Here is a 22,942-nt window from a genome sequence, read left to right as displayed (position 1 = left end):
CTTTATCACCTATTATTTACCAAGCATTTGATTGTATGCGTCAGTCCATTCTTTCTCAACTTCTGTACCACCGTTAGCATAATATTTTTTCACATAATCGTCAAAGGCATCAATTGGAAGCTCCCCAGTGATGATTTTGAAATAAGCTTCAATCGTTGACTTCGCAAGCGCATTGCTTGACTTAGCAAAAGCATTCGTCGGTGGAAGAACGAGTGGCTCATAGCCTTTGGTTTTTACATTTTTCTCTGCAAAATCGAACAAGAATTTGTCTCTCTTCTGTGCGAATCCACCACCAACAGGATTAAATACGTTCCATCCCTTGGCGTTCGGATTCTTCGCTGGATCTTTATCCATGTTGATGAATTGCTCGCCGTTCAACTTCCAATCTTGATCTTTGATCCCCTGTGTTACGGTAAGGGAATATTCAAAATCAGTGAAGGTAGCATCAATCATTTTGAGCGTCGCTTCAACAATTTTAGGATCTTTAGCTCCCTTTGTTGTGAAAATATAAGAATTGTTATAGGTTTGCCATTGAGGTGCACCAGATGCTCCCTTAGGACCGGTCGGAGCTTTCCCGAAAGCGATAGTTCCGTTAGGCTGGGACTTGTTAAAGTTAATATATTGCCCGCCTAATGCATCGGTTGGGTTGTTTGGCTCCAGAACATTACGCCAGTGATAGAACATCCCCTTGCCTGTCAAACCGATTTTGTTATTATAAAATGCTTGAGAATCAGCCCAATAACCCGTTGTATTCTCTGAAGTGATGAACTCAGGATCAATAAGTCCTGCTTTATACCACTTGCTTAAAACATCCAGTGCTTCTCTCATTTCTGGTTGTGTTGCAGCGGTTACGACTTTGCCATCTTTAAGAACTGGCATTAATGCACGAGCTGGCTCTTTCGCTGCTGCTTTCACATCATCGAATGCTGGACGACCGAATGCCCCCATTACGATTGGGATAGCAAAGTCTGACATACCGTAGGTGTCTTTTTTCCCGTTGCCATCAGGATCATTGTTGCGGAACTTCGTTAACACATCTTCAACTTCAGCCAGCGTCTCCGGTGTTTTTGTAATCCCTACCTTACTCAACCAGTCCTGTCGCCAAACGATAACAGTCGGATACATGGAACGCGCATTTGTGCCTGGAAGGGCATACAGTTTACCGTTCACTTTACCGAAGTCCCAAGCATTTTTATTCACAGAATCAATATATTTGGCATAGTTAGGAGCTACTTTACGAATAAGTGCTTCGTCAATCGGTGCCGCTACATTTTGAGTAATCAACTTTGGCAGTGTTTGAATATTAGAGATTTTCATAAAGTCTGGCATTTCGCCAGCGGCAAAACGGATGTTGAGCGTTTCATCCCATTTCTGTGCATCCGCATACCAAAGATTGAATTTGACATTAAATTTATCCTGTACGAGTTTTACGACTGGGTTTGTATCTGGATTCTCTACCTGAGCATTCGAATCATAACCCAACCAATCGATTTTTACAGGTTCTTGTTTGGCAGCTGCGTCTGATGGTGTAGCGAGAGCAGCATTCTTGTCTCCACTGCCATTACTTCCACAAGCAACCAAGCTTGCGCTAAGCGTTAACCCGAGTGCTACCGTTGAGACCTTTTTCCAACTCTTCGTCATTCTTACCCCTCCATGATCATTCTATCATATGTTATCCCTAAAAATAGGGGATTAACCAATCACTATCCTTTGATCGACCCGATCAAAGCGCCTTTGATAAAGTATTTTTGCAAGAATGGATACACAACCAAGATTGGAAGAATTGACACCATCAACGTTGCCATTTTCAAATTCTCTGCACTCACTGTTAATTTGTTTCCAGATGATACAGCTTCCAACATTGGATCTGTTCCTACAAGCAAAATATTTCGTAATATAATTTGAAGTACTTGTTTCTTCTGATCCTGAATATAGATCATGGCATCGAACCATGCATTCCAGTTACTAACTGCTGAATACAGAGCAACGGTCGCAATAATTGGCAAAGACAACGGAAGAATAATCCGGAATAAGATCACGATATCGTTAGCACCGTCAATTTTAGCCGACTCCTCTAGACTATCTGGCAGCCCCGCTAAAAAGCTTCTTGTAACGAGCAACATGTAAGTACTAATAGCTGCTGGTAGTACCAGTGCCCACATGCTGTTCATCATCCCTAAATTTTTCACCAGCAAATAAGAAGGAATCATACCGCCGGAGAAGAACATCGTGACTACTATCAAGGTTGTCCATAGCTTACGATTCGGCAAGTTAGCTTTAGATAGGGGATAAGCACCTAAGAAAGTTAGCAGCACGGTGATCGAAGTCCCCAGAAGGGTCCGAATAATCGTATAGCCGTAAGCTGTCCAGATTCTGTCGTCCTGGAGTACCGTTTTATAGCCACTTAAATCAAACTTCGTAGGGATCAAATGAAATCCATAACTATTAATGACATCTGGAGGGCTGAGTGAGTTCGTCAACACCTGAAGAATGGGAATAATGAAGGTAATACATAACAGTCCAAGCAATACATAAACCGACGTAATAAATACACGATCTGCCATTGTTTGTTTGATTTTCAATGCATTTCTCTCCTCTACTAAGCTGTTAGATAATGGATTCGTCAGTAATTTTCTTAGCTATGAAATTAGCGCTCAGAACGAGAACCAAGGCAACCACATTTTTGAATAAGCCTACTGCAGCCGCATAGCTAAAGTTCATACGAGCCAAACCTTCATTGTAGGTGTAGGTAGAAATGACATCACCGACATCCAGCACTTTGGCATTTAACAGATTGAAAACCTGTTCGAAATCATCATTGATGATCGAACCACTCGATAAAATCAACATAATGACTATGACTGGAAACATCGATGGAAGTGTAATGCGCCATATGCGGCCGAAGCGATTAATACCATCCACTTCAGCTGCCTCATAAATTTCAGGATTAATCCCTGCAATTGCAGCCAGGTATATGATCGTTGAGAACCCGATATTCCGCCAAATGTCAGAGCTCACAAGTATGGTGCGGAACCAGCTAGGCTCGGTAATGAAGAAGATAGGCTGGAGCCCAAGGTGATCTAATAAAATGTTGATCGGACCTCGACTCGGAGACAAAATCTCAATTAGCAAACCCGAAAGTACGATCCATGACAAGAAATGCGGAACATAACTGATGGTTTGTACGAATTTCTTATAAGCACCATGCTTGACTTCGTTAATTAAGATTGCAAGTAAGATCGGTGCAGGAAATCCGAGCAGTAACTTGTAGAAATTAATAAGTAGAGTGTTTCTTAATACTAGAGGGAAATATTCCCCAGTGAACAAATCTTTAAAGTTCGATAATCCTACCCAAGGGCTTCCTGAAACACCTTGTAAGACCTGATAATCTTGAAAGGCAATTAACACCCCGTACATCGGCCCATAATGAAAGATTGCGTAATACGCCAAAACGGGAAGAAGCATAATAAACATATACTTATAGTTCCAATATTGATGCCATAACGAATTGGATTTGGTCATCCTTCTCTTTTCACTCTTACTTGCTGTTGTAAGCTCCATCTCATCCACTCCAGTATTGTTTGTTGTCTGTATGACTACTATAAATTCAAGGACTGTTCGTGTCTGCTGACGATTCTGACCTCTTTACAGACGATTTTTACCTAGAACAAAGAACCTTAGTCGCACTTAGTCAAAGGTTCTTTGTGTCGGATATTTGGGATGATTGCGTTTTTACATTATAGCGAATAGTTGAAAAGAACCCTTTGGGTGACGCAGGTAAAAATCGTCCCTATATAAGTCAGAATCGTCAGCAGACACATCTCTGCTTCAAAAATATAGTAAAGATATAATGCTCATACCTTTGGACATAGATTCAAATTACTTTAAAGAAAAGAGGATTTCCATGCACACAACGCTAAATCTAGAATGGCTATCAGGATTATCAAAGGATGTACAGCATCAATTGACAGAGCAGGAACAGTTCATTACATCAAACATTCGTAGTGTTAAAAAGATCGATTTAGATTCAGGCGCATCTCTAACGAGCGAAGCCCAAGAACTGGATGAGGCCAATTGGTTTTATACTAGTTTTACACTTTCAGATATAGATAACCAGTCTCTTGCTAACGTTCAATATGCAAGTCTAGATTTTGGTCTATTCACAAATCTACGTAAAGTATCCCTCTACTTGGATGGGGTTGAAATTGGTAAATCCAACAATTACGGCTCGGAGTGCAAGTTCGTTGTTCCTAACAGCATGCTTAAGGAGAATGGTAAACACTCCCTCCTCGCTGTGATTACAGATAGTGTGCAGCTCCAAACTTGGATCAAAGGAAGAGGTATGGAGCTTCATACGCCAGAAGGCTTCATTAGTATGCTTCATGAGCTTCCTAGCACCGTTCAACTCGCAGCTAAGGATGATCTCAGGCATGTAACAGGAATCCGACGAGACGATAGTAAAATTGTAATTGACTTCGGTTCCGGTAGCCAGGGCGTGCTTCAGGCATGGAGCCAGGGCGTGTTTCGTTTCACGCTGAATCAAGCAACATATCCTTCTCACCAACCACTTATCGATGGGCTATGTCTCGATGAATTAGACCATCATTTACAAGTTGACCAATGGGGGGCTGTGGAAGAACACTATGGTGGTTATGCTATCGCCTTTCAAAATCTGAAGGTTCAAATCACAACGGAGCCGTTCAGTTTAACTGTTTTAGATTCACAAGAAAGCATCTTATTTCGCCAGCACTCATCAGGCTTAATCAACGGTCAAATCGTAGGAGCAGCAATCGATTTAACCCCTGACGAGCATATCTTTGGATTAGGAAAAAACGCGACCCCAACCATGGATAAACGTGGCCATCGTGAAGATATCTGGGTGAATCACGATTGGATCACCTGCGATATACCTGTCCCTTTCTACCTCAGTACACAAGGATACGGTCTTTACATGAATAATTCCTATCATTCTGTTTTTGATATGGGGAAGCTTGTTCCGAATCAAGCCATTGCTTGGGCTATGGGCGGCAAGCTAGATTATTTCTTCATCTATGGTCCAGAACCAAAACAAATTGTATCTAGTTACACCGCTATCACTGGCAGATCCAAGATGATCCCTCGTTGGACTTTCGGATATATGCAGTCCAAAACAGGCATTGATACGACGGATCTCTCGATTAGCACCATTCAAAAGTTTAAGCAGGATGATATACCAATCGACGTATATTGTATTGATCCTGCCTGGCAGAATGATATGTGTGATCTGCAGTGGGACAAGCAAAACTTCCCTGATCCTGCCCTATTCATGGATTTCCTCAAGGAAAACGACATCAAACTTATGCTCTGGACAACACCATTCGTTAATCAATCCTGCGACAAATTTGAAGAAGGTGTTCAAGAATCGTTCTTCTGCGTAGATAAAGATGGTGCCTTCTATCCTATCGTGTGGTGGAAGGGCTTCGGCGCTGGCTTGCTTGATTTCTCTCAACCCCTCGCGGTAGATTGGTGGCGCGAGCAATTGCGTCCACTACTTGAAAGCGGAGTTGACGCACTGAAAATTGATGGCGGAGACGGTGGAGAAGTTCCAGCAACGATTTATAATGCCGAAGGCCATAGCGGCAGTGAGTTTCACAACCTGTATCCGGTCTATTTTGCAAAATCTATTTACGAATCGATGCTCCAAGAGCGTCCTAACATTCGCCCTGTCGTGTGGGAGAGAACGGGTTTTGTCGGTAGCGGCAAGTACCCTTGCTCATGGGGCGGAGATCAAAACGGCGATTTTGAAGGGACACGCGTCTTAATTAAAGCAGGACAAGGTGCTGGACTCATTGGTATCCCCTTTTGGTCACATGATATGGGCGGTTTCGCTGAATGTCCGGGAATGACAGAGGAATACTTGCTCCGCTCTTTCCAGTGGGGACTGTGGTCTCCTTTATCCAGAGCTCATGGACCTAGATCTAATCCTTGGGCTTATAGCGAAATGGCAACGGATATTGTCCGTGATTTGATTAAACTGCGATATCGCTTGCTCCCTTATTTGTACAGCCTGTCTTATGAAACCGTAGAAACCGGCATTCCAATGATGAGAGCCATGCTGCTTGAATACCCTCGGGATCCTGAAACTTACAAAGTGGATTATCAGTACTTCCTAGGATCTAGCTTCCTTGTGGCACCAATCTATGAGGAAAGCGGCCATGAGATGTACACCGCGGTTCGGGATGTTTATTTGCCTGAGGGGGAGTGGATCGACTATTGGACCGATATAGTATATCAGGGTTCTCAAACGATTCGCTACGAGGCTACACGTGATATTATTCCGCTGTTCGTTCGAAAAGGCGCTATCATTCCATATATCGAACAAATCAATAACACATCTGATTATCGAGGTGACCGTTACGAGATTCATCTCTATCCTTCAAAAACGGAAACTAGCTTCGAACTTTATCATGATGATGGATTGAGTTTGGAATATAAGAAAGGTGTTTATGACTTGTTCCAATTGAGCTGCCGTAAAGAGAAAGATCAAGTTATCGTTACCCTTACAACTGAGCATCATGGCATGCTTGATGAACATCCAACGATAGAACTTAATTTCATCGTTCATGACTCGGAGATGACTTATCGGCCATTAACCCTTCAATATAAAAAAGGGACGCATACCGAATCTATCTTGACTTCGGATTGTTAATATTAACAAAAATCAGGAATGCCTTACGATTTATCGCAAGGCATTCCTGTTTGACTATTTAAGTTAGCCAACCATTACCATTAAGACTTTAACTTTTAAATTTAACTTTTTGAAACAAAACACATTCCTAAGCAAGTTTATTACAACAATTCTATTTCTTTAGATAAGTCTTCTTATTACTCCCATAACTATGCAATGATTGTATAAACTCTTGTTTTCTAAAATATATTTTATTTAGACCCATTTTCTCCGGTTTTATATACACTTGTATTCCAGATTCAAATAAGAACTTGTAATAGTTTTGTGATTTATATAAAACTATTAAGTTAGGCTCATTATTATATATTTTACTTTTATGTATAATTAATTCCTCTAATTTTTCTATAAAGTTTTTTTTAATATAGTAACTATGACCTCGTTTAACCGTATTCTCTCTTGTTATCTTTAATGCTGATCTAATTGGAATTTGTAAAATTTCTGCTGCTTCAGCAATGTTTATATACCCTTGTTTTATTGCAATATCTGCTTCAATTTTATCTTTATTATACTTAGGCTTTTGCTGTATATAGTGATCTAAAGACAGTTTATCAATTAAAATAATATTTTTAGATGGTTTACAGATAATTTCACCGGCAATCAAACCACTACTAACCAATAATGAGAAATTTATTGAGCTCTTTTTCATTCCAAGGAGTTTACATGCTTGAGATTCACTGATATACCCGTTGTTTAATCTCGCATTAGAACTTCTTTGTTCAGCCGCGCCATCCCAAATATATTGCAAATAATTCTGATATTCATCTGTAAAAAATTTAAAGCTAGGGATAAGACTTAGTTTCTTAATCTCAAAATGAAATCGTCCAAAATCTTTTTTCAAACCGCTTAATAATTGATTTCGATTTTTCTTAGGTGTACTTTTGAATTTATTCAAAAAACTATATAATGATTGCGGCCAATTAGTAAAAATACTGAAAGCTTCGTTTACAATTTCGTCATTAAAATGAATATCACTAGATTCAGTAAATGCAATTCTTCTCTGATAAAAAACATGTGAAATTCTTATAGATAAGAATATTATTAAGTACACTATCAAATCAATCCCTAACTTCTCAAAACCTTCTGACATTGTAGATTGTATCCGCTTTATGTTTCCAGATTCATCAATTTTCTCAGAGATTAGTAATCCTAAATCAGATTTATTACAACTTTTAATCAAAGTGTTTGATATTACGAATCTGCACTTACATAATCCATTTAAAATATCTTGGTTTGTTAAATGTCTGTTACAATTAATGCATCTGCACATTAATAAGCAATTATGAATATGACATCTTGTATAAATATTTATATCCCAAATTTTCCTATAATAGTAACTCTCTCTTAAACATAACGGACAAAACTGTTTTTTTATATTTCTAATTGCAAATTGTTCAATTGTGTTTTGTATCACTAAATTTGAATTCTTTATATTCAAAGATAAGCTATCGAATTCAATTTTATCAATTCCTGTAATTTCAGAAAGTACTGATGTATCTATTATTTCATTTCCAAGCTGAAATCCCTGTGTACGTATTTTATCAACATTTATCCCTAGCAGCTCATATATCCAAGCTATATCATAATTATTTACATTAGCTAATCGATAAATAAGCTAACTAAACTTTCGTTAGCATAAACTTTAGGAACAAATAGTAATTTTTTTTCTATTCATAGTTCCTCAGCTCCATTACTTCTGCAATTATTAAAGGAAAGGCAAACGATTTAACTTATCGTTTGCCTTGTTTTATATTTATTCATTATTTTGTATAAAAACAACTTTCTAATGAAATATGCAGCAACAAATCGTCTAAGGAATTATGGAACAATTCTAAAGAATTATGGAATTTCACACAAAACAAAAAACCAGGGGATCCCTCCCCTGGTTTTCCTACGAGCAGCGACTGTAGCCACAGTTCGCGCAGTTCTTACACCCTTCGCTGTTAATCAGCGAAGCGGAACCGCAAGACGGGCACAAGTCCTTCGTCGCGGCGCTAGCTGCGCTGCCGCCATTCGCGGAGTGCCCGCTAGGTGCAACCACCGGTGCCGGAGCTGGCGCATCCAGCACTTCACTCGTCGCGGTCACGTAGTTCCGCGCGTCGTCTTGCTCGTTCATCACTTCGTCGTGCTGCTCGAGCGCTTTGGCAACAGCATCCGCGATAGACTCAACGCGATTCGTGCCAAATCCAATGGCGCCAGAGCCGCCAATGCCTTTCAAGTGCTTCACAAGCAGCTTCACTTTATCCCCGTGGTCGCCGTAGCGCAAGAACAAAGAGCACACGCGGCCAAGTGCTTCAGACATCGCAAATACGTCTGACCCGGCTTTACCCACGTTGAGGAAGATTTCACTCGGCGTTCCGTTCATATCATTAATTGTGATATACGCCATGCCAAATGGTGTATTCACTTTATATGTTGCGCCTCGCAAAATTTGCGGGCGGCGCTTATATTGCTTATCGAAAACTTGCTCCGTTTTCGCGTCAACATGAACAGCAAGCTTACCTGAGAGATTCGTTAAGCTAGCTTCTTCTTTCACGGCCTCCGCAGCTACAGCAACAGGTGCTGCTTCTGCCTTCTCTTCTTTCTTCTCCTCTTTCTTCTCAGCGCTTGTGCTAAGAACCTGCACATCACGGCTTCCATCACGGTAAATCGTGACACCTTTACAGCCTAGATCAAAAGCTAATTCATATAACCGTTTGGTCTCTTCAACTGTGAAATCGGATGGGCAATTCGCTGTTTTGGAGATCGAACTATCCACCCACTTTTGAATCGCTGCTTGTGCTCGGATATGATCTTCTGCCGTCAAGGTCATGGAAGTTACGAAGTAATCCGGCAATTCTTGATTCGGATTGGCGTCTTTCCATTCTTGAGCGATCGGCACATATTGCTTATCGAAGCCAAGCCGGCTTTGGCGGAAATATTCAAAAGCAAAGTACGGCTCAATACCCGTCGAAGTCCCAACCATCGTCCCTGTGCTTCCGGTTGGTGCCTGTGTAATGACCGTTACGTTACGCATGCCGTTGTTCTTAATGGCTTCGCCAACTTCCGGGAATACACGGGTCATGTTTTTCATAAAGCCGCTCTCTAGGAACTTATCCGCGATAAATGCTTGAAAAGATCCTTTTTCAGAGGCAATCTCCGCTGATGCAAGATAAGCTTCTCTTGCCATGAAAGCGTAGATTTTGTCCAAAAACACCAAGGATTCCGGACTGCCGTAACGAATTTTCAACTTAATCATTAATTCCGCTAAGCCCATTGATCCTAATCCTACGCGGCGTTCCTTCTGTTGATTCTCACGGTTTTCTTCGAAATGATAAGGCGTCTTGTCAATGACATTATCAAGGAAACGAGTCGAGTAACGAACCACCGTTGCCAAGTCTTCCCAATCGACGTCATGCTTCTGCGCATCATAAAATTTCGATAAGTTAATCGCCGATAAGTTGCAGACTCCCCAAGCTGGAAGACCCTGCTCGCCGCACGGATTCGTACAAATAATCGGATTGAAATACCAGCTATTCGACATTTGGTTATAGTATTCCAAGAATACAACGCCAGGCTCAGCTGATTTCCAAGCGGACTCAATAATCGTGTGCCACACTTCACGAGCTCTTACTGTGCGGTAAGGCTTAACGGCTTTGCCAAGCTGTTTCCAAGCTTCCAAATTGCCGTCCCATTTGTCGTTGTAGTCAGGATCTGTCGTATCCGGGAAGACCAGTTCCCATTCCAAATCTTCCTTCACAGCCTTCATGAATCCATTGCTTACGCATACGGATAAATTGGCATTGGTGATTTGCCCCATGGTTGATTTCACCGTGATGAAATCTTCCAGATCAGGATGCCAGTCATTAATCATCAGCATGAGTGCGCCTCGACGGCTGCCGCCTTGCTCAATCAGACCTGTTGTATAACTGAACAAGCCGCCCCATGATACCGCTCCGCTTGAAGAACCGTTAACCCCTTTAACAACGGAACGGCGTGGGCGAAGGGAAGATAGATTGATACCAACTCCGCCGCCGCGTGACATAATTTCCGTCATTTCAGAAAGTGTGCTCATAATGCCACCACGGCTATCGTGAGGAGAAGGAATGACGTAGCAGTTGAACAGTGTTAATTCATCACTTGCATCCGCTCCTGCCGCAATTCGCCCACCTGGGACAAGTTTCCAATCATCTAAAATATATCTAAATTTTTCTGTCCATTCGCTACGTTTCTCAGGTGTCGCTTCTACGGAAGCCATGGCTCCGGCTAAACGATCCCACAGTTCTTCAGGTGTCTTTTCTATGTTTAGTGTAAGCTTCTCTACCGCAGATTGGACTGTCTCACCGCTGCGTGTTCTTACTTGAACGATGTCGCCTTCACGGCTAATAATTTCGCCTACTTCTTTAGCTGGGAATTTGGGATCATCCTTCGTCAATACGAGCACGGTGTCCCCCACCTTAGCACAGCTCGTATCCGCATTCTTAAGTGCATAGCGATCCAAAAATATTTTCTCGCTTAACCCTTCCAGCCTCTTACTTGATTGCGAAATTCCCATTGATAAATGCCCTCCCAATAAGCTACAGATGCAGCTCCAACTAGAATGAAAATTACAATATATGGTGTGAGAAATCCATTATACAACACAAGATATTGACGTTCGAATGGCCAAAGGACCAATTTTGTTTAATAAGACAAGTAAATATCGCTTTAGCTAGAATTTACTCTAAATCTCTCTTTATTTTATAGAAAGCGAGTAGGCTGTTCGTTGCTTTTGACGATAGCGGATTCCTCTGCTAACCTGTATTTAGGATATCACAATTCAGTCCTTTTTAGAACATTTGTTCGTTATTTATTTTTGGATATAAACTTCCCAAGTACACGCTAAGGAGATGTTAGAGACATGTATTTTTATAAAAATGAATTTATGAAGAAAGCGGATATTCAGCTCTCGCCTGATGATCGCGGTTATTATTTCGGAGACGGCATCTACGAAGTTTTCCGAGTCTATCAAGGCCAACTTTATGAGCAGGATGCACATCTGCAGAGGCTTCAAAGAACCGCAAATGATGTGCGGCTTACGCTCCCTTTTACCATCCAAAAAATCGGACAAATTCTCACTGAGCTGGTGGACAAAAATAAGCTGATCGAAGGCACCGTATATGTGCAAATCACTCGAGGGGAAGCTCCTCGCGCGCATCCATTTCCTCCTCAAGCTGAACCCATCATGCTCGCCTATTGTACGGAAGTGCCAAGACCTGTAGCAACCATACATAACGGTATCAAAGCGATTACTTTTGGCGATATTCGCTGGTTACGTTGCGACCTCAAAACGCTCAATTTGCTGCCCAATGTCATGGCTAAGCAAGCTGCGCTCGATCACGGTGTACAGGAGGTTGTGCTGCATCGTGAAGGTACGGTGACAGAGTGCAGCGCATCTAACTTGATGATCATCAAGGATGGCGTGCTTTATACACACCCGGCTAATCATTTGATTTTACACGGAATCACCAGGGCAGTCGTGCTGCGATTAGCCAGAGCTTTGGACATCCCGATTACAGAGGAGGCGTTTACGACGGAACAGCTTTTGGCAGCTGACGAAGCCTTTATCACAGGAACAACGGTAGAAATAACGCCAATCCTAGAAGTAGATGGACACACCATTGGATCCGGCACGCCAGGAGCGTATACCCTCAAGCTGCAAGAGGAGTTTGTTCGCACGTTTTCGTAATCAGCAAAAAGCCTAAGGCATCTGCCTTAGGCTTTTTAAACACACACACATACTAATAAAGGAACTCCAGGGCGCTATTTTAGCGAAATCCACTGTTTGAGCTGAGAAAGGGAACTCCAGTTCGCTATTTCTGAGTTTTAGTCCGATTTTGACCTCATTTTGCTGTGATAAGACCCTGTAGTTCCGTTTCAGCTCAAAGGCAACCACTTTTCACCTAAATAGCGTCCCCTAGTTCCCTGTTCTGCTGGTTCTGCTAGCCTAACTTAGCTACTCTAGTTTCCCTACCTTGTACAAGGTAATCAATCAGGATCATTACGAAGGCTCCGTCTCACCCTTACCGCCGCAAATTCCACTCATCCGTGCCATACTTCTCCTGCACAAGACGATTGGTCAATTCAATCTCATACGGAGTCAAAGAGTCCTCAACTAGCTCCACACCTAAACCCTGCGCAATTTCACGACGGAACGCCTCTTCAACTTGCCCCAAGGTAACAGCTTCTTTCCCCTGTGCCCGCAGCAGCTCGTTAATCGCTACAGCTTTTTTCGAAAAGCTTGTCTTCATCCGCTCCGCCACCTTCTCGTTAGAGAAACGCAGCATACGGAACAGTTGGTCCGTATCCATATCGAGCAGAATCGAACCGTGCTGCAGCACGACGTTTTTTTGCCGTACCTGCGCGCTGCCGGCGACTTTACGTCCTTCAACCACAAGCTCATACCAAGATGGAGAATCGAAGCAAGCAGCTGATCCTGCAGATGCATATTTCTCCTTCTCCTCATCGCTTGCAAGCTGCACCATCTCGGCGTTAAGTCCCAACGCACGGAAACCTTGCAGCAGCCCTTCACTCAGGACGCGGTAAGCGTCGGTGACATTTCGGGGAATGCCAGGGTAATCCTCAGCCACAATAATGCTATATGTCAATTCTTTATCGTGCAGAACCGCTCTGCCTCCTGTTGGACGACGAACGAAACCAATTCCTTCATGAGCTACGGCTTCCTGATCGACCTCAGACGCTTTTTGGAAATAACCGATCGACAGGGTTGCTGGATTCCATCCATAAAAACGCACCGTAGGAGGAACGATTCCCTCGCTATGAGCGGTCAAAATCGCTTCATCTAAAGCCATATTTTCAGCAGGAGAACGATCTCCCGTATGTATAAATCGCCATGCTGTCATCGAAACCTTCACCCTTTCTTTGCTACATCGCTTGTCAAAAGACAACCTCTATCATACCACATAATCACCTTCTGTTACGATTCCTCCCCCTCTGCAAGCTCCCGCCCAATCTCTTCGTCTGTTTTACAATGGAAAAAGTTATGAAAGCGCCTCTTATGGACATACTAACACGTATTCGGCGTTTAGCGCCCGTGCTTCATAACAAGCACCATTCAGCTTAGGTTTACGAAGTTAGTTTTCTTACGAAAACTTTAGGAGGGCACAACGATGCGTCAACATGAACAGCAAGAGAACATTCGCCCCATTCATCATCGGTTGGACATGCACTTTGAGAGGGACTGGTTTACTGAGCTGGATCATCGTGTGCGCGGAGGAGGGCCATGGGACGATTGGACCTTATACCAGCTAGCCTACGAATCGGAAGAGTCGGGGCTTATTTCTACGTTTGATGAAATGCAGTGCCTTCCTCATCTGGGGCAGCTTGAGCCTATGGCTCATCAGATCGATACAGCGAAGCGAGTGCTCAATGAGATGCGCGGTCGAGCCATCTTGGCCGATGAAGTTGGACTCGGGAAAACGATTGAGGCTGGTTTAATTTTAAAAGAATACATGATCCGCGGTTTGGTCCGCAAAACACTTATCCTGGTGCCGGCATCTCTTGTCCTGCAATGGGTCCGTGAATTAAACACCAAATTCGGCATTCCCGCCATCGCTCATAAAAAAGCGTACATGTGGCAGCAAAGCGATATTATCGTTGCTTCCATGGATACGGCCAAACGCGATCCTCACAGGGAAATCGTGATGGGTCTGGAATACGACATGCTTATTGTCGACGAAGCCCATAAATTAAAAAATAAGAAAACGACCAACTACACCTTCGTTAATGAGCTGCGCAAAAAATATTGCCTGCTGCTCACCGCCACACCGGTTCAAAATGATTTGAAAGAGCTTTATAATCTCATTACCTTGCTTAAGCCCGGTCAACTTGGGGTCCACAGCTCCTTTAAGTCCAATTTCGTTGTTGGCAAAAGGACACCGAAAAATGAGATCCAGCTGCAGCAGGAGCTCTCCAAGGTGATGATCCGGAATCGTCGCGGCGATGGCGGTGTTCATTACACCAAGCGGGTGGTGAAGAACATTCCACTGACGCTTTCACCAGACGAGCAGGCACTCTATGATGGTGTCACCAATTTCGTCCGCACGCGGTACGCAGAGAGCTCCGGCGATTTAAGCAGCATGCTTTCGCTCATTACCCTCCAGCGAGAGGTTTGCTCCTCCAGAGACGCTGTCTTCATCACGCTCGTGAATCTGTTCAAAAAAACAGCGGAAGACTCGCCTACACGCGCCAAAATATGGGAGCTTGTCGAGCTGATCCGCAGCATTAAATCGAATAGCAAAGCGGAAACCACGATGAAGCTCGTCCAGGAAATTAATGATAAAGTCATTATTTTCACGGAATATCGGGCTTCTCAGGAGTATCTGCTCAACTATTTGAAAGAGCATAAAATTACGGCAGTGCCTTATCGCGGCGGCATGAATCGTGGTAAGAAGGATTGGATGATGGATCTATTCCGCAATCGCGTACAAGTGCTTGTTGCAACGGAAGCAGGCGGCGAGGGAATTAATCTGCAGTTTTGCCATAACATGATTAACTTCGACTTGCCGTGGAACCCGATGCGCGTGGAACAACGGATTGGCCGTGTCCATCGTCTTGGCCAGACGCACGATGTGAACATTTATAATCTATCTACAAATAATACGATTGAAGAGCATATCATCTCGCTGCTGCATGAGAAAATCAATATGTTTGAGATGGTCATCGGGCAGCTCGATACGATTTTGGAGAAGATCGAAAAAAAAGGTTCTCTTGAAACCTCGTTATTCCGTATGGTGATGGAAGCAGGATCAAGCGATGATATTCGCAGAAAAATTGATGAACTAGGGCATTCTTTTACCGAAATCAAAGAAGAAATTGAGCATAATCCGGTGTATGGCGCAGAGTTTCAACATATCCTTGATGCCGTTGGCGGAGCGCAAAGCGGTGAGGTCAGACCATGAATAAACGAAACGTTCATACCTTTGTCATGCGATTTCTTGAAGCCTATGAATGCACCATTTTAGAGAAAAGCCCGTCTTATGTCACAGCCAAGCTGTCTCCGGAAGCAGATCGGGAAATGACAGGCAGGCCTTATTATTGGAGCTTTGTGGAACGTACCGGGACACCTGCCGAAACCATGACCTATAAATTCGTCTTCGATCCCGAACAAATGAGGCTTGAAGCCAAGTCCAAGGCGGCACCAACTGCCGTGAAGAGTCCGCCTAATGCAGGCACGCCTGCTTTACCGAACCAGGAGCAAGCACCTGACGGTTCCTCCGACAGCATTCTGGGGCGTTACTTTGGCTTCGTTCCGACGACGATTACAGCGCGTGTGCCGCAGGATGATGTCACTTTTGGCAGCAGGCGCCTGGAACAAATGTTCAACATCGTGCGAGAACGCGGGAAATTCGTGCATCTATTTGAAGAACCTTTTCCGACAGGAGCTACGTATCATGCTGCGCTTGTGTATGATACTTGGTTTTGCGTCAATTACAAGGTTGAACTCGCGTGCGACCGCAAACGAAGTGAAATCCACTCCCTTGCCATCCAATTAAACAACGGCGAGATTCGCGAGAATTTTCATAAACATCTGCTGACCAAAGGACTTTCTCCCAAGCTGCCTGCGAATAGTCATATTTTGCCGGATACGATATCGCTGTCCAAAGCCGTGAACTTGCTTGAATCGACGCTGGAACGCAAAGTCAGCACCTATGACCATAGATGGGCAGACGAGGCGAACGAGCAGCACCGCAGTGAGATTGACCGTGTCGAATCCTTTTATAACGGCCTTTTGCTAAGCGCAGAGCCAGACAAAAGAGACGAAATCGAAACGCAATGCCGCAACCGCCTCAGCGAAATCGACTGGCAGCATAAGCCGCGTATTGCCGTTTCTGTCATCAATTGCGGATTGTTCCATTTAACCGCCGGACGATCGCCTAGGAACTGACGATAGTCGCTAAAACCTCGCAAATTAACGCTGCAGGTTCTAACATTCTTTTTATAGCATAAGAATTACAATAGATTCATACAAATGAGAAGTTAGCGATAGGCAGGTGAACGCGGATGAAGCTGTGGACTGCATGGACAGCAACTTGCTTCATATGTATTGGCAGTATCTTATTCATACCGTCCCAAAGTTCGGCGGGTGATAATCCAGATCGGACAAGCCTCGTGCTACAGACAGGACAACCCGCAGCCAGCAGTCAAATAGCTGAAGCTGCCAAGCCTGTACCGGATTTGCGAAGCGAAACCACGCTAACAGCCACGATTGATAAGTGGCGGGCAGCACTAGCTCGTGAAGAAGGGTTTCACAACTGGCAAGCAGCAGCTTGGAACAGCTATCCGCTTGGTCCAGGGACGCATGGCTGGGTTGTAATTCTCACTAATCATGGTGAGGATGTCGGTTATATGATCGTACAAGCCGTAGAAAATGGCTCCTTCCGATTAACGGAATACGGAACAGGCAACCATCCACTTTTCAGTTTGACCACGCTGTATCGTTCTTTGGTACAGCAGGAACTCATACCTACAACGATTACTTATTCTGATTTTATCGCGAGTGAAACGATCGCCAAAGACCGCTTATATATGGACGGCCTAACCGCTGTTTGGAAAATCAATCTTAATGATCAAACCTACTATGTGGATGCCAAGTCAGGCGAGGTGCTTCCGCTAAAAGAAGACCCGACTCCCAAGCTTCAGACTGACAACACCTACCTGATGACAACCGATTTAAAAGAAGCAAGTACCGTTATGCATCCAGCATTTGATCCCTATGAACGGATGCCTTGGATTGTCGGCTCACCGCTTCCTGTGGCAGGTCTGAGTGCACTCCAAAGTGCTCTTGATACCGATAAAAATCTAACCTATGTCACCGAACTATACGGTGGTCAGGTTACTTTGCCACTCGCGGTCTTAGGTTATCAATCATGGCAGGAAGGATCCTCTTATTTAGTTCTGGATCATGAGGGACCGAGGTATATTCAACTGCCAGCTGCCCTGGAAATGGGTCATATTTATTAAATTAAAAAAAGGACTCCCCTTAAGTAGATTCTACTTATAGGGCAGCCCTTTTTTTGCGACTTATTTTTTGGTTTTAAACTGGTCAAACAGCATCCGGGCTGCCAAGGGCAGCATACCAAACCAACGTGTCTGCCAATGCTCGCGCTGCTCTTTCTGCATTGCTTTTGCTTGTTGGCGGACATCCCTTGGTGTGTCTATAAACGTCACGACCTGCTGTGTTATGTACTTGACCAAGTCATCACTTTTGGCCATACGCCCACCTGCCTTTTTCTCCCTATTGTATCCAGAGAGCTCCGGACTTAAACGGATAAGACAGGTGGAAGACATGGGTTCAACTGACTTTTCCGCCGCTCTCCGCAATAATTTTATCCGCAAATGTCTTAATCGTACTACAGCCGAGCAGCATCGGTTTATTATCACACTGCAATAGCAAGGTATGCGCATTCGTATCCCAGGCATATTGGAAACCGACGTTCATCCCTACCACGGTAATCATGAATTTGCCCGAAGCTGCATTAGGAATGGTGAAGCCCTGTTTTTTGCCCACTTGTTGTAACGATCGAAACACCGAAGACGAAATCCCTCTATACGTCCAAGTACTGCAAGCCGCCATAGGTCAATCTCCTCTCTCCCCATATAGGATCACTAAATTGTATGAAGAGAGGGCTTAAATCGTGCTTGTTTCAAAAAAATCTGTCCGACGCTACGAGCCTCTTAACACGCTTCTAACCTCGTCCCTGCTGCATATATTAAAGTAATTTAGAGAGAAAGGGGTGCATCGAATGTGGGAAGAGATGCTCCTAACTGAACAGCTCAACATCCACATGGATAAATCCAACCACATGCTGGAATTGAAGCTGCGTGACCACGAACAGGAAGATACGTTCTCGACAGTTCAGTTAAGCCATGCTGAGCTCATTTTACTTCTTCATACCCTGCTGGAAATTAATCGATGTTTTCGCGGGGATATCCCATATTTTCATAACTAAAAAGCACCTTCGGAACTCGCTAGCGAGTTTCGAAAGTGCTTTTTTCATTGCGATATCCGCATTAGTTTCGGCTAATTCCAACAATGGAAGCCAAGAAACGCAAGATGTACAAGAAGAGATTGATGAAATCCAAATAAATATTGAGTGCAGCGAGCGGAACCTCTTCAGAAGATACCCCGTTACGGTATTGAGCCACATCGTACAGCACCCAACCACTGAAAATCAGAATACCGAGCATCGACCAGATCAAGTTCGTAATAGAACCGAAGTTAACGAACATGCCGATTACACTCATCAATACAAGGCCAATCGTTCCAGCGAACAAAAAGCCGCCCAGGAAGCTGAAATCACGTTGTGAACGGTGTGCGTAGAAAGCAAGACCGCCAAAAATTGCCGCTGTCGCGAAGAATGCACCCGATACTACGTTAGCTCCAAGCATACCCCCGTATGCCATGATGACTGGATAAAGCGTTACACCCGAAATCGCTGTAAACGCATAAAGGAAACCATATCCGATATTTTTGCCGCGAATCCGAATAACGATAGCTGCCACAAGCATGGCCACTTCAGCAATGACGAAAAGCATAATCATCGAAGGCGGAACGACCATAGCGCCGATCAGCGTCCCCAGAAAGGAAACCAAGAGGGAGATGGCAAATGTTTGAAGCACATGAGCAAAACTGCCTGAATGCGTAACCGTGACTGTTCTATCCATGAAACTATCAACTCCTTTTAATAAAAAACATGTACAATCTATACTATGCATTATACCTAATCTTCATGAAAACCGCTATAATGCCTAGATATCAGGCAACTATTTAAATGCGGCAATCATCTTACTTAATATACGTTTCAAATGGGCTCGTAGTTTCGCAGGAAACCTAAGAATAAGACGTGTCCCCCAACCGTCATAAGTTCCGCCCACTTCTGAGGCTAGAATGAACAATTCTTTGGTGACAGCATTGACGGTTGGAACATCCAGCGTGTGCAATTTGCTCAAGTGAAGCACATACGGCTCCACCTGCCGTGTCGTATCCAACTCGGAGACAATGACCCGGTAGCCAAGCGGCCCAACTTTGCTTTTCATCTCATCCATCCGAGTTGAATCCGGAAAATGCAGCCAATGCTGAACCTCCCTGGCCTTCTCCAAATTGTCCCCCCGACGCTTCAGCGCGTAAGCAATCTTAGCATTGCGCATCCACTGTTCCTCAAGCGGTGAAGGCGCCATTTCTTCCAGATAGAAGCTCCAGTCTACGTCCAAATTCATCGAAAAATAATAGCGGAAGTTAGGGAAATCGAGCAGTATCCGCTTCATTTCCCGCTCCCAGTCCCAGTCATCCTTGGCGTAAAAGTACATTTCCATTTTATTATGTGAAGAAATGCGCCCTGCATATAGCGCATAACCCTTATCTTTCATCCGTGAAATAAGCTTGTCTTCAAGCTCGTAGAATGCTTGTTGCGCCTTTTGAGTCGAGCTGTCCGAGAGGTCCCACAAACTATACATATTAAATACAATCGTAATTCTTTGACCATACCCTATGAAAGGAGCTTTCTGCTTCAAAGCAGTGTTCATAAAGATTAGAACCTGCTCCCGATCTCGGATGCGTTCAAACAAATTCCAATCTTCTTCCATAGGATGACCCCCTATTTCCTCTCAGATAATCTTTATTATATAAGGCTTAGTCCTAGCTGCCTACCCACCTGAGCATTATTTCCTAGGAAATAAAAAACAACCCCTCCAGAACCTGAAAGGGTTGTTGCGGTTGATGCGATCAAGAGGACTCGAACCTCCACGGGGGTAAGCCCACACGGACCTGAACCGTGCGCGTCTGCCAATTCCGCCATGATCGCTTATCATGTGATGACAAAATAAATATAACATGGGACTCGAAAGCTCGTCAACGAAACTTTTACAATCCATGCATAAATTCGCCCCCCGCTCCTAACCCTATTCCCAAAGGAGGGATGACGATGGATAAGGAAGAAATCAAAGCTCTCGAACCCAAATATACAGGCAATGAGCGGCATCTCACAGAAGGTGAAGCTGAAGGTATTGTACATGATCCAAATTACAAAAATGAAGAAGACGATCCTGCCGGTGTTGATGCCATTACTGCTGGACTGGCCTTTGGTGTTACCCGTAGAACATAGCTAAACCCCCTGCCCATTCGCACCTCTAACGATGTTTTTCATCGTTAGAAGAGGTCTCAGGTACCGGCGTGCTCGCTCCAACGATGTTTTTCATCGTTAGCGACGTGAAACACATCTTCGCGTTCGCTCCGCCTGACTTCCAACGATGTTTTTCATCGTTAGAAGAGGTCTCAGGTACCGGCATGCTCGCTCCAACGATGTTTCTCATCGTAATGCGTTCCTGGTTCCGGTGCAGACACACAAAAACGCCCTACAGATCCTCACGGATCAGTAGGGCGTTTTCTCATACAACTGTCCCGAAGCCATGATGGCCTCGTACACGGTTCTTCCAATCATGTAACCCAGCGCTGTTGCCGTACCCGCATAGCTGTATAAGTGGCCGCGGCATGTTGTTGCAATGAGCACCGCGTCAGTGGTCGTCCCTGTTGCTGGCAGTCCCTCGACTTCAACGCCTAACGATTGAAGCGCAGCCGCCTTAGCTTCAGTCGCAGTAATGACCGCGTTGACCATCGCGGCATCGGTTAATTGCCCATCTATGACGATAATCGTATTAATCGTTCCGGGATAAAGCGAGGCAGCCGGCAACTCTGCCCCGGCCCTAGCCTTGTTCCCAAGACCTACCGTGACCCATGCACAAACATGAAGGGTATGCGTCCCAGTCCCGGTCTCGTTCTGGGTACCGGTAAATTCAGCACCATCGCGCGTCCAGGTTAGCGTACTAAACCCCACATCCTTCACCATTGCTGCGGTGAGCATGCCAGCCGTTCCTCGAGGGTTTAATCCTTCACGCAGGATGAATTCATGCATTTCACGCAGGGGATCAGCCTCGTTATATAGCTTGTCTACCTGCCTGTTCATCAGCGTAGTATGCATCCCGAATCCTCCGCCCCATGGCGAAGAATTCAAGGTGCGCATTGGACTGTCGCTTCGAATTAGCACATAACTGCCGTGTGCGGAATTCACCAAATCCATCTGAACACCGGAGATTGGAACCTTATTCAGATTCATCCGAAACATCATCCGGCTCGATAGGTTCTTGCGGAAGCATATATTCCGGTGGCCGTTCAGCCTCATAAGGCTGATACACATAGCTGCGTGCTAGCTTGACCACTCTGCGATTTTTTTTGCGGATTAAGACACTCTCATCATCCCAAGCAACGACAATGCCGCGGACATCATTCCTTGGGCTAACATCGCGAATAACGCGAAGCAATGTGCTTTCTACACGATAAAGATCCAACTGATCTTCTGTTATCATTCATTTTACCTCCAGCCATCCAGTTTTACACCTTAAGCATACACCAATTCCTGTCTACTTGAAACTTTACATAAATCCGCAAGATCAGGGTTAACTTAATCAGGACGAAGCAATAGAACGCCATCCTAACCTTGGGGGTTTTTATATTGGACAAAAAAACTTATTACGTTAACGTCGGAACAGGCGAAGTACTAGAAGACAGTACCGCGCTCAATTATGAATTTGAAATTACCGCCACGGAAGAGGAATTTGATCAACTGCAGGAGCTATTTGAGGAAACAGATAATACTTCCCAGGCCAGTTATGCTACCTCTTGGCTTCCTTGGACGGTTTATTACTCCAATGAGGCTAATCAAGAATATGATTATTACTTGACCGAAGTCTATCGCACTTTGCACCGATTAGGGAATGAAAAAACGAAAAGACATATTGAAAGCATGAATATTTTACAAAATGGTGTATAACGAACCAGTTCCCGGACGCCCTACTATCAAAAGAAAAACCTAACCCAGGGCTAGGGGCTAGAGCCTCTTCCAAACCTATACGTTCGATCATGGTAGGGAATTGGATATGGGTTTCCAACCGTTTCTTGAAATCGTGTTTCCTTTGAATGATTATACGAATGGAACGCGATTTCACATACGGGCGCTACACTGTACTTAAACACGCTAGAAGTTAGCGTACTTCCAGTTCTCATTGGACGAATTCCAATGAAAACACTGTGCAAACGTGTTCATTCTTCTTTTCGTTGGATGAAATCCAACAAGGTCAACAGAAATGACCCTGAACCCCCACAAAATTCATCTCTTTGTTGGATTT

Annotated in this window: 21 protein-coding genes, 1 tRNA gene and 1 pseudogene; 8 read left to right on the top strand and 15 right to left on the bottom strand. The window is 44.1% G+C overall.

Annotated features, from left to right (window positions below; genetic code table 11):
- Positions 1 to 12: 12 nt before the first annotated feature.
- The 3 genes from AC58VC_RS15470 to AC58VC_RS15460 form a co-directional block, all read right to left on the bottom strand.
- The gene (locus AC58VC_RS15470) at positions 13 to 1,641 is read right to left on the bottom strand and encodes a type 2 periplasmic-binding domain-containing protein (RefSeq protein WP_497369618.1); all 1,629 of its coding nucleotides are present in this window, start codon (positions 1,639 to 1,641) and stop codon (positions 13 to 15) included.
- Positions 1,642 to 1,703: 62 nt separating this feature from the next.
- A complete protein-coding gene (locus AC58VC_RS15465; protein ID WP_497369617.1) occupies positions 1,704 to 2,582 on the bottom strand; it encodes a carbohydrate ABC transporter permease in 879 nt (292 codons plus the stop codon).
- Positions 2,583 to 2,607: 25 nt separating this feature from the next.
- Positions 2,608 to 3,522 (bottom strand): ABC transporter permease, encoded by a 915-nt coding sequence (locus tag AC58VC_RS15460; protein WP_497369616.1) that lies wholly within the window; start codon positions 3,520 to 3,522, stop codon positions 2,608 to 2,610.
- A 382-nt stretch (positions 3,523 to 3,904) separates the two neighbouring features.
- Here AC58VC_RS15460 and AC58VC_RS15455 point away from each other — a divergent pair, with 382 nt between their 5' ends.
- Positions 3,905 to 6,688, top strand: a complete 2,784-nt coding sequence (locus tag AC58VC_RS15455; RefSeq protein ID WP_497369615.1) for a glycoside hydrolase family 31 protein — start codon at positions 3,905 to 3,907, stop codon at positions 6,686 to 6,688.
- Between the two features lie 151 nt (positions 6,689 to 6,839).
- Here the strand turns inward: AC58VC_RS15455 and AC58VC_RS15450 are convergent, their stop codons facing one another.
- The 3 genes and pseudogenes from AC58VC_RS15450 to AC58VC_RS15440 all read right to left on the bottom strand — a co-directional run bounded on the left by AC58VC_RS15450 (position 6,840) and on the right by AC58VC_RS15440 (position 11,258).
- Positions 6,840 to 7,814: a hypothetical protein gene (locus tag AC58VC_RS15450; RefSeq protein WP_497369614.1), complete on the bottom strand. Its 975-nt coding sequence runs from the start codon at positions 7,812 to 7,814 to the stop codon at positions 6,840 to 6,842.
- A gap of 192 nt (positions 7,815 to 8,006) precedes the next feature.
- Positions 8,007 to 8,336: pseudogene (locus AC58VC_RS15445) on the bottom strand (TniQ family protein); the annotation flags it as partial.
- A gap of 279 nt (positions 8,337 to 8,615) precedes the next feature.
- Complete coding sequence (locus tag AC58VC_RS15440; RefSeq protein ID WP_497369613.1) at positions 8,616 to 11,258, bottom strand: adenosylcobalamin-dependent ribonucleoside-diphosphate reductase; 2,643 nt, start codon at positions 11,256 to 11,258, stop codon at positions 8,616 to 8,618.
- A gap of 345 nt (positions 11,259 to 11,603) precedes the next feature.
- Between AC58VC_RS15440 and dat the strand changes: the two genes are divergently transcribed.
- Positions 11,604 to 12,431 carry a D-amino-acid transaminase gene (gene dat, locus AC58VC_RS15435; protein ID WP_497369612.1) on the top strand — a complete coding sequence of 276 codons (828 nt, stop codon included), beginning with the start codon at positions 11,604 to 11,606 and terminating at the stop codon, positions 12,429 to 12,431.
- Between the two features lie 334 nt (positions 12,432 to 12,765).
- Here the strand turns inward: dat and AC58VC_RS15430 are convergent, their stop codons facing one another.
- Positions 12,766 to 13,605 (bottom strand): lipoate--protein ligase family protein, encoded by an 840-nt coding sequence (locus AC58VC_RS15430; RefSeq protein WP_497369611.1) that lies wholly within the window; start codon positions 13,603 to 13,605, stop codon positions 12,766 to 12,768.
- Positions 13,606 to 13,872: 267 nt separating this feature from the next.
- Between AC58VC_RS15430 and AC58VC_RS15425 the strand changes: the two genes are divergently transcribed.
- From AC58VC_RS15425 to AC58VC_RS15415, 3 genes are all read left to right on the top strand, one after another.
- A complete protein-coding gene (locus tag AC58VC_RS15425; protein ID WP_497369610.1) occupies positions 13,873 to 15,663 on the top strand; it encodes a DEAD/DEAH box helicase in 1,791 nt (596 codons plus the stop codon).
- Positions 15,660 to 16,649 carry a YqhG family protein gene (locus AC58VC_RS15420; RefSeq protein WP_497369609.1) on the top strand — a complete coding sequence of 330 codons (990 nt, stop codon included), beginning with the start codon at positions 15,660 to 15,662 and terminating at the stop codon, positions 16,647 to 16,649. The genes AC58VC_RS15425 and AC58VC_RS15420 overlap by 4 nt, the downstream gene beginning before the upstream one ends.
- Positions 16,650 to 16,765: 116 nt before the next feature.
- Positions 16,766 to 17,725, top strand: coding sequence for a hypothetical protein (locus AC58VC_RS15415; RefSeq protein ID WP_497369608.1), 960 nt, complete (start codon positions 16,766 to 16,768; stop codon positions 17,723 to 17,725).
- Between the two features lie 60 nt (positions 17,726 to 17,785).
- Here the strand turns inward: AC58VC_RS15415 and AC58VC_RS15410 are convergent, their stop codons facing one another.
- Together AC58VC_RS15410 and AC58VC_RS15405 are read right to left on the bottom strand one after the other, a co-directional pair.
- The gene (locus tag AC58VC_RS15410; RefSeq protein ID WP_497369607.1) at positions 17,786 to 17,977 is read right to left on the bottom strand and encodes a YqzE family protein; all 192 of its coding nucleotides are present in this window, start codon (positions 17,975 to 17,977) and stop codon (positions 17,786 to 17,788) included.
- 79 nt (positions 17,978 to 18,056) lie between these two features.
- The gene (locus AC58VC_RS15405; RefSeq protein WP_497369606.1) at positions 18,057 to 18,338 is read right to left on the bottom strand and encodes a hypothetical protein; all 282 of its coding nucleotides are present in this window, start codon (positions 18,336 to 18,338) and stop codon (positions 18,057 to 18,059) included.
- Positions 18,339 to 18,507: 169 nt separating this feature from the next.
- Here AC58VC_RS15405 and AC58VC_RS15400 point away from each other — a divergent pair, with 169 nt between their 5' ends.
- Positions 18,508 to 18,714, top strand: coding sequence for a hypothetical protein (locus AC58VC_RS15400; protein WP_497369605.1), 207 nt, complete (start codon positions 18,508 to 18,510; stop codon positions 18,712 to 18,714).
- Positions 18,715 to 18,775: 61 nt separating this feature from the next.
- On the opposite strand, the gene AC58VC_RS15395 is transcribed toward AC58VC_RS15400, so the two are convergent.
- From AC58VC_RS15395 to AC58VC_RS15385, 3 genes are all read right to left on the bottom strand, one after another.
- Complete coding sequence (locus AC58VC_RS15395; protein WP_497369604.1) at positions 18,776 to 19,429, bottom strand: Bax inhibitor-1/YccA family protein; 654 nt, start codon at positions 19,427 to 19,429, stop codon at positions 18,776 to 18,778.
- A 99-nt stretch (positions 19,430 to 19,528) separates the two neighbouring features.
- On the bottom strand, positions 19,529 to 20,347 hold the full coding sequence (locus AC58VC_RS15390; protein ID WP_497369603.1) for a DUF695 domain-containing protein: 819 nt from the start codon (positions 20,345 to 20,347) through the stop codon (positions 19,529 to 19,531).
- Positions 20,348 to 20,481: 134 nt separating this feature from the next.
- Positions 20,482 to 20,565: transfer RNA gene (locus tag AC58VC_RS15385), tRNA-Leu, on the bottom strand.
- A gap of 120 nt (positions 20,566 to 20,685) precedes the next feature.
- Between AC58VC_RS15385 and AC58VC_RS15380 the strand changes: the two genes are divergently transcribed.
- On the top strand, positions 20,686 to 20,865 hold the full coding sequence (locus AC58VC_RS15380) for a hypothetical protein (protein ID WP_497369602.1): 180 nt from the start codon (positions 20,686 to 20,688) through the stop codon (positions 20,863 to 20,865).
- A gap of 25 nt (positions 20,866 to 20,890) precedes the next feature.
- Here AC58VC_RS15380 and AC58VC_RS15375 read toward each other — a convergent pair whose 3' ends face one another.
- The 3 genes from AC58VC_RS15375 to AC58VC_RS15365 are packed head-to-tail and all read right to left on the bottom strand — an operon-like array spanning position 20,891 to position 22,123.
- Complete coding sequence (locus AC58VC_RS15375; protein ID WP_497369601.1) at positions 20,891 to 21,073, bottom strand: hypothetical protein; 183 nt, start codon at positions 21,071 to 21,073, stop codon at positions 20,891 to 20,893.
- Between the two features lie 59 nt (positions 21,074 to 21,132).
- The gene (locus AC58VC_RS15370) at positions 21,133 to 21,873 is read right to left on the bottom strand and encodes an adenosylcobinamide amidohydrolase (protein ID WP_497369600.1); all 741 of its coding nucleotides are present in this window, start codon (positions 21,871 to 21,873) and stop codon (positions 21,133 to 21,135) included.
- Positions 21,860 to 22,123, bottom strand: coding sequence for a hypothetical protein (locus AC58VC_RS15365; RefSeq protein WP_497369599.1), 264 nt, complete (start codon positions 22,121 to 22,123; stop codon positions 21,860 to 21,862). The genes AC58VC_RS15370 and AC58VC_RS15365 overlap by 14 nt, the downstream gene beginning before the upstream one ends.
- A gap of 146 nt (positions 22,124 to 22,269) precedes the next feature.
- Here AC58VC_RS15365 and AC58VC_RS15360 point away from each other — a divergent pair, with 146 nt between their 5' ends.
- On the top strand, positions 22,270 to 22,587 hold the full coding sequence (locus tag AC58VC_RS15360) for a hypothetical protein (RefSeq protein WP_497369598.1): 318 nt from the start codon (positions 22,270 to 22,272) through the stop codon (positions 22,585 to 22,587).
- Positions 22,588 to 22,942: the final 355 nt, after the last annotated feature.

Source organism: Paenibacillus sp. J22R67 (assembly GCF_059692175.1).
This window is presented reverse-complemented; position numbering and strand designations above follow the sequence as displayed.